General features: G+C 46.5%; 13 protein-coding genes and 2 pseudogenes. 4 read left to right on the forward strand and 11 right to left on the reverse strand.

Features of this window, described 5'->3' with window-relative positions; translation table 11 throughout:
* Positions 1-113 precede the first annotated feature (113 nt).
* The 10 genes and pseudogenes from NC981_RS25315 to NC981_RS25360 form a co-directional block, all read right to left on the reverse strand.
* Positions 114-284: pseudogene (locus NC981_RS25315) on the reverse strand (pentapeptide repeat-containing protein); the annotation flags it as partial.
* 15 nt (positions 285-299) lie between these two features.
* Positions 300-497, reverse strand: coding sequence for an NblA/ycf18 family protein (locus NC981_RS25320; protein WP_348245556.1), 198 nt, complete (start codon positions 495-497; stop codon positions 300-302).
* Between the two features lie 188 nt (positions 498-685).
* Positions 686-1,087 (reverse strand): fasciclin domain-containing protein, encoded by a 402-nt coding sequence (locus tag NC981_RS25325; protein WP_348245557.1) that lies wholly within the window; start codon positions 1,085-1,087, stop codon positions 686-688.
* A 169-nt stretch (positions 1,088-1,256) separates the two neighbouring features.
* A pseudogene (locus NC981_RS25330) lies at positions 1,257-1,546 on the reverse strand (hypothetical protein).
* A gap of 19 nt (positions 1,547-1,565) precedes the next feature.
* Positions 1,566-2,006, reverse strand: coding sequence for a response regulator (locus tag NC981_RS25335; protein WP_348245558.1), 441 nt, complete (start codon positions 2,004-2,006; stop codon positions 1,566-1,568).
* Positions 2,007-2,157: 151 nt separating this feature from the next.
* On the reverse strand, positions 2,158-2,643 hold the full coding sequence (locus tag NC981_RS25340) for an allophycocyanin (protein WP_348245559.1): 486 nt from the start codon (positions 2,641-2,643) through the stop codon (positions 2,158-2,160).
* 81 nt (positions 2,644-2,724) lie between these two features.
* On the reverse strand, positions 2,725-5,070 hold the full coding sequence (locus NC981_RS25345) for an NACHT domain-containing NTPase (protein WP_348245560.1): 2,346 nt from the start codon (positions 5,068-5,070) through the stop codon (positions 2,725-2,727).
* Between the two features lie 94 nt (positions 5,071-5,164).
* Entirely contained in the window at positions 5,165-7,573 is a 2,409-nt protein-coding gene (locus NC981_RS25350; protein ID WP_348245561.1) for an ATP-dependent Clp protease ATP-binding subunit, read from the reverse strand.
* Between the two features lie 46 nt (positions 7,574-7,619).
* The gene (locus NC981_RS25355) at positions 7,620-7,997 is read right to left on the reverse strand and encodes a pentapeptide repeat-containing protein (protein WP_348245562.1); all 378 of its coding nucleotides are present in this window, start codon (positions 7,995-7,997) and stop codon (positions 7,620-7,622) included.
* Positions 7,998-8,127: 130 nt separating this feature from the next.
* Positions 8,128-8,406 carry an RNA-binding protein gene (locus NC981_RS25360; protein WP_348245563.1) on the reverse strand — a complete coding sequence of 93 codons (279 nt, stop codon included), beginning with the start codon at positions 8,404-8,406 and terminating at the stop codon, positions 8,128-8,130.
* 282 nt (positions 8,407-8,688) lie between these two features.
* Here NC981_RS25360 and NC981_RS25365 point away from each other — a divergent pair, with 282 nt between their 5' ends.
* From NC981_RS25365 to ftsH4, 4 genes are all read left to right on the forward strand, one after another.
* Positions 8,689-8,889, forward strand: a complete 201-nt coding sequence (locus NC981_RS25365) for a chlorophyll a/b-binding protein (RefSeq protein WP_348245564.1) — start codon at positions 8,689-8,691, stop codon at positions 8,887-8,889.
* A gap of 242 nt (positions 8,890-9,131) precedes the next feature.
* Positions 9,132-9,992 (forward strand): fatty acid desaturase, encoded by an 861-nt coding sequence (locus NC981_RS25370; RefSeq protein ID WP_348245565.1) that lies wholly within the window; start codon positions 9,132-9,134, stop codon positions 9,990-9,992.
* A gap of 15 nt (positions 9,993-10,007) precedes the next feature.
* Entirely contained in the window at positions 10,008-10,154 is a 147-nt protein-coding gene (locus NC981_RS25375; protein ID WP_348245566.1) for a hypothetical protein, read from the forward strand.
* Positions 10,155-10,205: 51 nt separating this feature from the next.
* Positions 10,206-12,089: an ATP-dependent zinc metalloprotease FtsH4 gene (gene ftsH4 / locus NC981_RS25380; protein WP_348245567.1), complete on the forward strand. Its 1,884-nt coding sequence runs from the start codon at positions 10,206-10,208 to the stop codon at positions 12,087-12,089.
* A gap of 63 nt (positions 12,090-12,152) precedes the next feature.
* Here ftsH4 and NC981_RS25385 read toward each other — a convergent pair whose 3' ends face one another.
* A complete protein-coding gene (locus NC981_RS25385) occupies positions 12,153-12,647 on the reverse strand; it encodes a response regulator (RefSeq protein WP_348245568.1) in 495 nt (164 codons plus the stop codon).
* Positions 12,648-12,810: the final 163 nt, after the last annotated feature.

Raw genomic sequence — 12,810 nt, forward strand, 5'->3', positions numbered from 1 at the left:
AGTTCTACTGCGGTTTCTCGGATTTCGATGCGGGTCACACCTGCCATTGTCATTTTTCTCCACACGGTAGAACTCAGTCTCTCATTTGTCGCTTCCTTTTTTCAATTTGGTATAAGATGAGCCTCAGTTAGGTCAGCTCCGCGTAGATCGGCACCCACTAACTCAGCTCCAATTAGCTTTGCCCCAACCAGCTTTGCCTCTGTCAAGCAGGCTTGAACAAGCTTGACATGGCTAAAATCTCGTTGTCCTGTTGCATAGAGCTCTACAATTTCTTGAGCATTCATATCTTCCGTCCTGGCTTAACCATTAGTGAGAGTTGGCTCCAATTTCCATTCCTGCCTTAGAAGCCCTAAATACATCGTTTTCTGAACTAGCATAAGCCGATACTGCACAATCAGAAATGCTTGAGCTTGCTCACGGGGCATCTGATGAACTTGATCGGTGAAATCTCTGAGACTGAATTCTTGCTCTAGCGTGAGTTCGATCGATGAATTCATACTGACCTCTGATAACCCTAGTTAAGATAAAAACTGTGAGCCAACTGACTAGGCAACGTGAAGTCGTAGTTCTAGAGTGATTGAATGGATAGAAAACTCTCACCTGGTTACGTGAAGACAAAGGTGAGAGCTGAAAGTAATTCAGCTACTATGACTGAATCTCTGGATGTTTACTCCTCAACATTTGCTTACGCAGGGATAAGTACCGTATCGATGATGTGAATGACACCATTGTCTGCCGCCACATCGGGGGCTGTTACCTGAGAGTCATTGATCTTAACTCCGTTCGAGGCATCAATTTTTACGTCTGAACCTTGAACTGTTTTCGCTGACTTCAGCTTAGTCACATCAGCCGCCATGACTTTACCAGAAACGACATGATACGTGAGGATTTTCTTGAGTTGCGGAATGTCTTTTAGCAATCCATCTACAGTGCCTTCTGGTAATTTGGCAAACGCCTCATCTGTGGGTGCAAACACTGTGAATGGACCTGCACCTTTGAGAGTTTCGACTAGACCCGCAGCTTTGAGAGCAGCAGCTAGAGTATTGAAAGAACCAGTTTTGACAGCAGTATCAACGATATCAGCCATGAATTCCACCTTTTACTTGTTAATTGCTAACGCTGATTACGCCAACAACTCAAGTCTGTCAGCCTGGTGTTTGAGTTCGTGTTTGAATTGTTGCTTCAGCCATCTTTTACGACTTACGACTTAGTGCGTAATGGATGAGTCTCTCTAACGATAGAGCTAATCTATCGATTCAATCAAATAATCCTTCTACTGTTTTACGAAATGCAATCAGAGCATGAGTTGATTGATATTGCTTCAGATCTTCTAGTAATTGGTCAGAAACTTCTGAGGTGACGATCGTTTTGAGTTCAGTGTTGGTGTTGTACCCTGCGATGTCTCCCATTCTTTTACCATGACTTCCGCCACCATGATCGTATAGCCAGACACTCCTAGTTTTGAGAGCAGACGGATTAGCCTCTCCTGCAAAACAGCTTCGCTGATGATTGTGACCAAAACACCTTGAGCTAAAGAAGCAGACATATTATTTTTCTTCAATGTTTTAACTGAGCCAGCTGACTTCGGAAATTCTTGACCCTTGTGTAAGGTTCCAAACCTCATTCACAAAATCATCTAACTTCACGGGCTTGAGTAAATACGCTTCAGCCTTGAATCCTGGTTGGTGAGTAAATTCTGCGATCGGACAAGTTGAAGTAATTAAGACTGAGGTGGTGCTGCCACTCTTGAGCGCAAGATATTTAGCGCGTCGAATAAGTGGATAAACACTTTCACCTGGAAACCTCATCTCGCAAATCAAAATTCTAGGGAGTGACTTGTTGAGTAATGCTAATCCGCCTTCGACTGAACCTGTTGTTGCGACTCGTGCACCATAGCTTTCAAGCAAAAAAGCATAAAAATCTCTATTGTCTCGATCGTTATCCACAATCAGAATCGGGACATTTTTGAGAATTTCAGGGTTCAGAAGTTTGTTCGAGTTCAACATAGTAACAGTCTCGCAATAGAAGTCTCGTAAAAACACAACATCGCTTTCAAGACATTTCTAAATGGGTGATGCTTGACTTTTCAGTTGAATTGATGGATTACGAAACAAATCGTTACCTAAACCTCTACCAAAGGGCGGATGAAAGCCTAAATTACAATAGTCCAGCAATCAAGTAGTCAAAATAAGCACCGACTTCCCTTGCTTCTTCTGATGACATGAGGGAAGTCGTCATTGCTTTCATCGCACGAACACTCTCAGCAACGCCCTCAAGCGGTGTACCGAGGGAATTGTACATCTGGCGTACTCCAATCAATCCAATGTCTTCAAGCGGAGTCGCTTCTCCAGCCGCGACGCTGTAAGTGATTAAGCGCAGGTAGTAATCCATATCTCGCAGGCAGGTTGCGGTCATTTCCTTACCATAAGCGTTGCCACCGGGAGAGACTAAATTGGGACGACGCTGAAACAATTGACTCGCGGCTTGTTTAATAATGCGATCGCGGCTTTCGGTTAAGGTTTTGACCAATCGCAATCGACGATCGCTGCTCATCATAAAGCCTTTGATCTGCTCCATTTCTCCCGGCGTAAGATAGCGGCACTCTGCATCGGCATTCACGATTAATTTCTGAATCACACTCATGGTTAAATTCCTTTTCTTTTACCCCCACCTTGACACAGTGATGTTTGATTTCATGTATGTATTGTTTGATTTCGGTACAATTTATTCCCCTTGCCATTCTCGATCTTCTAACTCTTTCTGAGGTAAAAGCAACGTTGCCTCAATCTCTTGTCGAATTGCAGTTGTGACTTCACAGTTGCTATTCAAGCAATCAATCAAAAGTTGGTTGGCATCGTAGTACCGTTGTAGGACTTGCTGTTGCTCAGGGCTAAACTGCCAGGGATGCTGAATGTTGCGATAATGCGCGATCGTACTGCGTAACTGTGCTATCCAAGCCGGATAGTTTGTCTGCCACCAGTCCTGAAGCCGTTCTCGGTTTTGGCTTGGAGCAGGTAACTGATCTCTTAACTGTTGCAGAGATTTGTAGAATCCAGCATCCAGAACCATCACTAGAATATTGTTGAGCGCTTCGCTACACGCATTGATGTAGGCAAAATCCTGGCTCTGGTCGGTGGCAAACTCCAGCAGCAAGTTCTCTAATGCCGCATCTAAAAATATTCCCTGATCTAGAGTGCTGGCTAAGGCAAACTGTTCTGACGTATGTGGAGCTTGGGCAAGCGCAAGGTAAAATGCGCGAGTGGTTGCAACTTTCGGTTCGATTGGAATAGTTTGAGATTTTTGGCTGACCCACACTAGAAAATCTTGCAGATAGGGATCTTGAGCCACTAGCGCATCAATTTGTTGTTTCATCAACTGCACAAGTGAATCTGCACTTCGCAACATCGCAGCCGTTAACAAGAACACTTCGCGCCAGTGAGGATCGGTAATGTGACTCACCAATCCTCCTAATGCTTGCTCTAATGCTCGTAGATTATGACTCGCGACAATTTTTCGAGCCGTGAAGTATTCTTGAAACGCCAAGTAGGAGAATGAAAAAATGCCTCGTGCCCGTTCAATTAAGAGTCCGTGCTGTGCCTCGATCGCTTTTAGTATCGCTTCGCTTTCAAGTTGCAGTTCTTCAGGTTCTAACGACGCATCCGGTAAGTTTCGTAGATAGTCTCCGATGTATTGTTCAATGATACGTTGTTCAAAAAAATATTGTCCTTGTTCAAAAGTGACGGCAGCTAATTGACTCAGTAATCTGAGCTTCTGAGGTAATAAAAAACCTCGGTAAGCATCATCGCGTTCGACTCCTCTGGCTTCATCCCACTTCCCCAGCAGCAGATCGAGTCCTTGTTTGTAAAAGTCAGTCCGCTTTGTTGGAAATTTTTCTTGACCATGAAACACCCAGCAGGCAAGGTGCAGAAACAAAGGGGTCACAACCAGTTGGCGAAACTGCCAGTTCTCCGGTAAGTCTAGTTTCTGCATAAACTCAACAGACTGATTTTGCTGCGGTTCCTTCGGAGTTGCGCTCTGCGCTAATCGCGGCATTGTTCTGCTGAATACGGCGAACCACTTTTGTGCGAATGTTGTAATTTGCGCTTGGGTGAACGGTGCAATCTCAACATCGGTGAAGCCTCGAAGTTGCAGCCTTTGAACTGCTGTACGACAGGAGACCACAAATTGATTACGATGATACTTGTCTGAGAATTGGCGAATTTCTCGGAGAACTGATGCACTATCCTGATTCAGCAGTTCATCGATACCATCCATTAACAGTAAAACTCGACCCGATTGCAGCAATGTTTCAATCACTGCGGAGTCTGAAATGCCAGAAGGAACAAAGCAAGCGCAAATATAATTAAAAAGGCTAAAATTGCCGCTGTTTCTCGATTCTTCTGCAAACTCTCTCGTCACCATAAAGAGCGGTACTCGATCGGTAGCAAATTCTCCCCGACTGCATTGAATCGCTAGATGTTGCAGAAAAGTGGTTTTGCCAACTCCCGGTTTTCCCAAAACTCTCAGCTTTGAATAGGTTTCGACTGCCTGCATTCCTGGAATTTGCTTTTGCTCGACAGCTCCTAAGCCCACGCGATCGAACTCAGTCAGTTCTAAGTTCTGGAGTTCAGCGATCTCGAACCATTGTTGGCTTGCAATTTCTTCTAAAATATTGACATCCACATAGATGTCATCAATGCTAACGGGACGATTGATATCAAGTAACTGCAAGATGCCGCACTGATTTTGAATCGTGTCTTGATGCTGCGATCGCACTTCCTGTACCAGACTATCCACATCTACAGGGGCTGCTTTTGTTCGTCCGCCCGGTGCTGGAAAATCTACAGGGGGATCAAGCGCAATCTCGCGCCAATCCAAATCTAAAATCGAACAAACTTCCAGGAAGATCTGGCGATCGACAGGTTGCCCGGTGAAAAAGCGCCAGATGGGTTGACGGGTCTTTAAGTTCACTTCTCCCGCCAAGTTTTCCTGCGTCCAGCCTTTGATTGCAAATGCACGTTTAGCCTGTTGAATGCCAGTTGGCGATGCCTGAAGTGAACGTTTGACCATAAAGCAAAAGAGTTTTATTAAAACTCAAAGCGTACCCTCCTAGAAACATTAGATGTTTGATTTCGTTACTATCTCGTTCGATCGGCTGAATTCTTTAAACAATCTTGAGCTGCCCCTGCTCATCTAAATCAACTTTTGCAGAATCACCAGGCTTGACTCGACCAGAGAGAATTGCCTCAGCCAAACTATCTTCGAGGAGACGAGTGATGGCTCGTCGCAACGGACGTGCGCCTTGCTCTGGATGATAGCCTGCTTCGACGAGGCGATCTTTAACGCGATCGCTGACTTCCAGTTTGATGCCCTGTTCTAATAAACGGTCTGAGAATTCATTCAGTAAAAGATTCGCAATTTGTTTGATTTCGTCATGTGTCAATTGTCGGAACACAATGATGTCATCTAACCGATTCAAAAATTCTGGACGAAAACACTGCTTCAGTTCTTCATTGACTAGCGTTACAGTGCGTTGATAAGAGGCTTCTAGAACATTCGTCGATAGTTCAAAGCCGAGTCCACTACCTCCTTTCTGAATCACCTTAGAGCCAACATTCGAGGTCATCACGAGCAAAGTATTCTTAAAATTCACGACCCGCCCTTTTGCATCGGTGAGGCGACCATCTTCTAGAATTTGCAACAGTAAATTAAACACATCAGGATGCGCTTTTTCGATTTCGTCAAATAAGACAACCGTGTAAGGCTTGCGTCGAACGGCTTCGGTTAACTGCCCGCCTTCGCTATAGCCGACATATCCCGGTGGAGAACCAATCAGCTTAGAAACGGTATGGCGCTCCATAAATTCAGACATATCGAGCCGAATCATTGCTGATTCAGAGCCAAAAAAGCAGGCGGCTAATGCTTTGACTAATTCGGTTTTGCCAACTCCTGTGGGACCTGAGAAAATAAACGAGGCGATCGGGCGATTCGGATTGCTCAACCCCACTCTTGCCCGTCGAGTCGCGCGTGCGATCGCATTTACCGCTTCCTCTTGTCCAATCAGTCGTTGATGTAAAACTGCTTCCATCTGCATCAACTGTTCTGACTCTGCTTCGGTGACTTTGTTCACCGGAACACCCGTCCAAGCTGAGACGATCTCAGCAATATCGACCTCATTCACCACAATTGAGGAGCCAAACGCTGGAGTCTCAGTCTGAACTTCTGCTTGCAATGTCAGTTCGCTTGATCGCACTTCACCAGCGCGTCTAAAGTCCTGTTGTGCGATCGCGCTGGCTTTAGTAAGCAAAATCTGTTTGAATCTTGCACTCAAGCTTTTATCGAGTGTGAACTGTTTGCCATGAAGAATTCGAGCGCGAGATCCCGCTTCATCAATCAAATCGATCGCTTTATCTGGAAGCAATCGATCAGGAATGTATCGATCGGCAAGTTTCGCCGCCGCTTCTAGCGCCAAATCCGAAATTTCTAATCGATGGTGCTGCTCGTAGCGACTGCGTAACCCCTGTAGGATCAAAATTGTCTCTTCAACACTGGGTTCATCAATCATCACAGGTTGAAATCGCCGCTCAAGTGCCGCATCTTGCTCAAAATACTGACGATATTCATCGAGTGTCGTCGCTCCGATACAGCGGAGTTCGCCTCGCGCCAGAGCAGGTTTCAGAATATTCGCAGCATCAAGCGACCCTTGAGTAGAACCTGACCCTAGCAGGGTGTGAACTTCATCGATTACTAAAATGATGTTTCCTGATGCGCGAACTTCCTTCATGATGGTTTTGAGGCGTTCCTCAAATTCACCTCGATACTTCGTTCCCGCTAGCAATGTCCCGATATTCAATGTTAGAACTTGCTGATCCTGGAGCGATTCGGGCACATCTCGATCGACAATGCGCTGCGCCAGTCCCTCTGCTAAAGCAGTCTTTCCGACACCCGGTTCGCCAATCAAAATCGGATTGTTCTTCGTACGGCGACCCAGAATCTGAATCATCCGTTCTACTTCCTGAGTCCGACCGATCACCGGATCAAGCTTTCCCAACGCCGCTAGTTCAGTCAAGTTCGCGCCGAACTCATTCAAAATCGGCGTAGTCTTGCGACCGGAACTGTTACCTTGTAGAATTGGCTTCGCTTCAGAGATGGCTTGCAGCACATTAATCCGAACCTCAGTCCGCTCCACACCTAACCGTTCTAAAATCTGAGTGGCTAGTCCTGCATCATCTTGCACGATCGCAAGCAACAAGTGTTCTGGCTCTACTCGACCATACCCTAGTCGCTCTGCCTCCTGTAAGGACTGTTCTAAGACACGCCGACTGCGGGGAGTAAAAGGTATCTCAGCACGCGACAATCCAGTCCCTCGACCAATCACTGCCTGCACCTGCTCTTGTGCTTCCTCCAAAGTGACATCTAGATCAGCCAACACTTGTGCAGCAATGCTCGGTCGAGTCGCAATTAAACCGAGTAAAAGCTGCTCTGTGCCAACATAGTTATGTTCAAGACGACGGGCTTCACCTTGCGCCGCATTCACAACTTTGATAGTTCTCTCTGTAAATTTATCAAACACAGGATTAAGTCTCTTGGGTAATGCAGGTTACTAAGAATGCGCGTTTCTAGACCGTCAGTTTTTGAACCTGTGGTGCTTTAAGACGATTTGAGAGTGTACGAGGATTAGTTCCGGTGGGTAAGATTGCCCCTCTGAGATGGGTTTGGCTCAAATTGGCTTCACCTAAGTTGGTGTCGCTTAAATTAGCCCCCGTGAGGTTTGCTCTAGTAAACTTCGTTTCGGTTAACGTCGCCCCAGTTAGAATTGCACCTGTAAGATTGGCGTAACTTAAGTTAGCCTGAGTCAGGTTTGCCTTAGTTAAATTCGCCCCACTGAGATTGATACCTGCAAGATTTACATTTCTGAAATTGACCGCAATTAGGTTCAGATTTCGGAAATCCCGTTGTCCCACTGCATACCGACTCAGAATTTCTTTGGTATTCATTTGTTCTCCAGGATAAGTAAAAACTGACGATCGCAAAATCGCAAAATAGGATCAGCGATCGCGAAAGGTAGACGTTATAGATTTGTCTGTAAGACTTTAGGAATGGTGCTAAATTCTTGCTGAACCCAAATTAGCGTCGGGAATATCCACCGGAAGAACCTTTCTCTTCACGCGGTTTCGCTTTATTGACGGTCAAATCGCGCCCCATCCACTCTGCTCCATTAAGCGCTTCGATCGCAGCTTCCTCTTCTGCCTCAGTCGCCATTTCAACAAACGCAAAGCCTCGAACCCGCCCAGTCTCCCGATCAGTCGGTAATTGAACTCGCTTGACCGTTCCATGCTCAGCAAAGATTTCGCTGAGATTGTCTTGCATCACTTCGTAAGAAAGATTGCCAACATAGATCGACATAAAAAAGCTCCAGAATCACAACAATGTAGAGAGATTTAGGTTCGGAGCAACACTTACAGAAAAATAAGAAATTACAACAATCAAAAATATCGCTTCAGCCTTCAGCCTAACACAGCTTTAAAGAGTTCAACGATCACGCGGGGCAACAGAGAAACCAGGACTTTATCGGTCTAGTGAGATCGCGACTTCAAGCACAACATTCAGAAATGCCTCTAAAGGTACAGAGCCAATCGGAACACTAGCTGTACTGTGAGAGATAGAAGTTCATTAAGAAGTGTAACAATGCAATCGAACAAAGCGACTAACTTACCTCCTGTTGCCACCGAATACAATGGTGTCGATCGCAATGCTTTTCTTTTCGGCTTCAATCCCCAAGCGGAACTCTGGAATGGACGTTTGGCGATGATTGGATTTGCTGCTTATCTATTGTGGGACTTAGCAGGCTTTAGTGTTCTGCGAAACGTTTTGTATTTGATCAAGTAAACTCGGCATTGTCAAATTAACGGAGCTTTGTTGCATGAATCCAAAAAGAGCAGGAATAGCCCTTGCGATCGCCAACTCTAAGCATTAGTTTGATAGCTATCAGACTTGGCAATCCGGATCATGCAATAGGGTTGGAGTAGTAACCGTAAGTTCTCTCTAGGCAATATAAGCACTCACCACTGTAGACAGACATCAACAGCAAAATGTCTACCTAAAGTGAAAGTGTATTCAATGGAATTTTCATGACTTCCAACATCGTTGACGCTAACCCTAAGAACACTCAGCCGTTTGAGTTTAATTGGGTAAGCGTTTGTTTTTTTGCAGTCGTTCATGCGCTAGCGTTATTAGCTCCCTGGTTTTTCTCCTGGTCGGCACTGGGAGTTGCGATCTTCCTGCACTGGTTATTTGGCAGTATCGGCATTTGTCTGGGGTATCATCGACTACTGACGCATCGCAGTTTGCAGGTGCCAAAGGGATTGGAATATGCGATCGCAACTGTGGGTGCTTTGGCATTACAAGGGGGTCCAATCTTTTGGGTGGCAGGGCATCGTCGGCACCACACCTACACAGAAGACATTGACAAAGACCCCTATTCGGCAAAACGAGGGTTTTGGTGGAGCCACATGGGTTGGTTGCTTTACAACCGCCCAGAGTTTTTTGAATACGAATCAAATCGCAAATTTGCACCTGATTTAGCGAAAGATGCCTTCTACCGCTGGCTCGATCGCTATTATCTACTCCTGCAAATTCCCCTTGGCGTTGTGCTGTACCTGCTTGGCGGTTGGTCATTTGTAATCTATGGACTATTTCTCCGAGCCGTTCTGCTTTGGCATAGTACCTGGTTAATTAACTCTGCTAGTCACATGACAGGCTATCGCAGTCATGAGTCAGAGGACAATTCTCGGAATTTGTGGTGGGCAGCGATCCTGACTTATGGCGAAGGTTGGCACAACAATCACCATGCCTATCCCAATGTGGCAAAAGCAGGCTGGAAATGGTGGGAAATTGATATGACCTGGTGGGTGATTGTAAGCCTGAGGCAAGTAGGGTTAGCGCGAAGAGTTATTTTACCGCCTACTAACAACCTGTCAGCAAGGATCTAACTGATCTGCGGATCAATGACGGGAGCAGAATTAGGACAGAACCACGTCACATTGAATGCCTATGATGCAACAATTGTGTTGCACTCGTTTGTGTTGGCTCACGACTTACTCATATCATCATTAGAAGGACGGCGATCGAGTCTGTCTTTGGTTGACTTGTAACTTGAGCTACAAAATTCTAACGTTGACAGAAAAGCATTGTGACCTTCACTTATGGCAATCAAAGAAAAACCGACACCGCCTCGTTCTCGCTTAATTTCAAACATCTTGCTTGCCGTATCGGGAGTATTCCTGCTCGTCAACTTGTTTTTGCCTAACTTGTTTGGTGCTCAAGTTCCGGGAGTTCCCTACAGCTTGTTCATTCATCAAGTGCAAGAAGGAGAAGTTAGCCAAGTTTCAGTCGGTCAGAATCAAATTCGGTATCAACTGAAAACTGAGGATGGTACGCCGGGACAAGTGTTTTCAACGACTCCGATCTTTGATTTAGAGCTACCCAAACTTTTAGAAGCAAAAGGGGTTGAGTTTGCCGCAACACCGCCGCCAAGAAATGGCTGGTTTACGAGTCTGCTCGGCTGGGTGATTCCGCCGCTGATCTTTGTGGCAATTTGGCAATTCTTTTTAGCACGAGGCGCGAATGGTCCACAAGGCGCATTGTCGATCGGCAAAAGTAAAGCCAAAGTGTATGTCGAAGGGGAATCTGAAAAGATCACGTTTGCGGATGTTGCCGGGGTAGAAGAAGCGAAAACTGAGTTAGTTGAGATTGTGGATTTTCTCAAAACTCCGGCACGTTATACCGCGATCGGCGCAAAAATTCCGAAAGGCGTATTGCTCGTGGGTCCGCCTGGAACTGGAAAAACGCTGTTAGCCAAAGCTGTCGCTGGCGAAGCGGGGGTTCCATTCTTCAGTATTTCGGGGTCTGAGTTTGTGGAACTGTTTGTCGGGGTGGGTTCTTCCCGAGTCCGCGATTTATTTGACCAGGCAAAGAAGCAAGCGCCTTGTATTGTGTTTATTGATGAACTTGACGCGATCGGCAGATCTCGCAGCAGCAGCGGTATGTATGGCGGGAATGATGAACGCGAACAAACGCTGAATCAATTGCTGACCGAAATGGATGGATTCGCAGCCACGGATGCGACTGTGATTGTCCTTGCGGCAACGAATCGCCCCGAAGTTTTAGATCAAGCCCTGTTACGTCCCGGTCGATTCGATCGACAAGTCTTAGTTGATCGACCTGATCTTGCGGGTCGGGATGCGATTCTCAGAATTCATGCTCAGCAGGTCAAACTGGGTCCAGATGTCGATTTAAGAGCGATCGCAACTCGTACACCCGGTTTTGCCGGAGCCGATCTTGCTAATCTGGTCAACGAAGCAGCACTTTTGGCGGCTCGAAATCAGCGTCTAACGGTGGCTCAAGAGGATTTTGCCGAAGCGATCGAGCGTGTAGTAGCGGGACTCGAAAAGAAAAGCCGTGTGCTGAACGAAACCGAGAAGAAGATTGTGGCATATCACGAAGTCGGTCATGCCTTGGTGGGAGCCTTAACAACTGGAAATGGTCGCGTTGAGAAAATCTCGATCGTGCCGCGGGGTATGGCAGCCTTAGGCTACACATTACAACTGCCAACAGAAGATCGCTTCTTGCTGAATGAAGCCGAACTCCGGGGGCAAATTGCAACCTTGCTGGGTGGACGATCGGCAGAAGAAGTGATCTTTGGCAGCATCACAACAGGCGCTTCTAACGATTTGCAGCGAGCTACTGACTTAGCTGAACGCATGGTGACAACTTACGGCATGAGTAAGGTATTGGGGCCACTCGCCTATCAGCAAGGACAGCAGGCAATGTTCTTAGGGGATGGCTCTAATCCTCGGCGGATGGTGAGCGAGGATACTGCAAAAGCGATCGATATCGAAGTCAAAGAAATTGTCGAAACGGCTCACGAAAGTGCCCTCGCGATTTTGCGGCAGAACCGGGAACTGCTCGAAACGATCGCGACTCAACTGCTCGAAACCGAAGTGATTGAGGGCGAGACCTTGCAGGGTTTGTTGAGCAAAGTGCAGTCTCCTAGCCAAGTTAGCGACTCGCACAAAGTTGCGGTCTAGAATCGACAAGTTTTAGAAAGCAAGTCCCTTTCCAATCTTGGGAGGGGATTTGCTGTTTTGACGTTAGAGAGATCGTCCAACTAACTCCGCGATCGTCCTAATCAATTGAGTCCAATTAACGGGTTTCGCTAAGTGCTTTTGAAATCCCGACTCGATCGCTCTTTGTCGCTCCTGATCACTGACGTAAGCTGTGATCGCGGCGGCTGGAATTTGTCCTCCAGCTTCTAATGCTCTCACCTGCCGAATCAAAGAAAATCCATCCTCATCAGGCATTCCAATATCTGCTAAAAGGACATCAAATCGCTCAGGAGATGCCCTCAAAGCCGCGATCGCTTCTCTAGCCGAGCCAACCCCAACCACTTCTGCCCCAACCTCTTCCAATCGGTACTTAAATAGGTTGCGACTATCCTCATCGTCATCCACCGCCAAAATTTGTAAGCCTGCCAAAGAAGGGACCTCCTGACTATCGACTTCTAAAAGGGCTGCTGCTGTGGACTCTAGGTCACTCGACGGTGTGATTTCTAGGAGTTGAGATCGTAGAGGCAATCTCACGGTCATCGTGGTTCCTTGCCCTTCTCCAGGACTTTCTGCCTGCACCGTACCGCCAAGGGTATCATCAACTTAACCGCTTATGTTCAAAATTAAGCACAATAATGCCTGAACATTCGGCGCTGCTCAATATTACGCAGCAACTTTCAAGCAAGCAATTTCTCGCCAATCT

The sequence above is a fragment of the Leptolyngbya sp. DQ-M1 genome (genome assembly GCF_039962505.1).
Lineage (GTDB): Bacteria > Cyanobacteriota > Cyanobacteriia > Leptolyngbyales > Leptolyngbyaceae > Leptolyngbya.

Coding starts and splice junctions, on each gene's coding strand:
- NC981_RS25320 (WP_348245556.1), bottom strand. CDS start 497: ATGAATTCATCGATCGAACTCACGCTAGAGCAAGAATTCAGTCTCAGA.
- NC981_RS25325 (WP_348245557.1), bottom strand. CDS start 1,087: ATGGCTGATATCGTTGATACTGCTGTCAAAACTGGTTCTTTCAATACT.
- NC981_RS25335 (WP_348245558.1), bottom strand. CDS start 2,006: ATGTTGAACTCGAACAAACTTCTGAACCCTGAAATTCTCAAAAATGTC.
- NC981_RS25340 (WP_348245559.1), bottom strand. CDS start 2,643: ATGAGTGTGATTCAGAAATTAATCGTGAATGCCGATGCAGAGTGCCGC.
- NC981_RS25345 (WP_348245560.1), bottom strand. CDS start 5,070: ATGGTCAAACGTTCACTTCAGGCATCGCCAACTGGCATTCAACAGGCT.
- NC981_RS25355 (WP_348245562.1), bottom strand. CDS start 7,997: ATGAATACCAAAGAAATTCTGAGTCGGTATGCAGTGGGACAACGGGAT.
- NC981_RS25360 (WP_348245563.1), bottom strand. CDS start 8,406: ATGTCGATCTATGTTGGCAATCTTTCTTACGAAGTGATGCAAGACAAT.
- NC981_RS25365 (WP_348245564.1), top strand. CDS start 8,689: ATGCAATCGAACAAAGCGACTAACTTACCTCCTGTTGCCACCGAATAC.
- NC981_RS25370 (WP_348245565.1), top strand. CDS start 9,132: ATGACTTCCAACATCGTTGACGCTAACCCTAAGAACACTCAGCCGTTT.
- NC981_RS25375 (WP_348245566.1), top strand. CDS start 10,008: ATGACGGGAGCAGAATTAGGACAGAACCACGTCACATTGAATGCCTAT.
- ftsH4 (WP_348245567.1), top strand. CDS start 10,206: ATGGCAATCAAAGAAAAACCGACACCGCCTCGTTCTCGCTTAATTTCA.
- NC981_RS25385 (WP_348245568.1), bottom strand. CDS start 12,647: ATGACCGTGAGATTGCCTCTACGATCTCAACTCCTAGAAATCACACCG.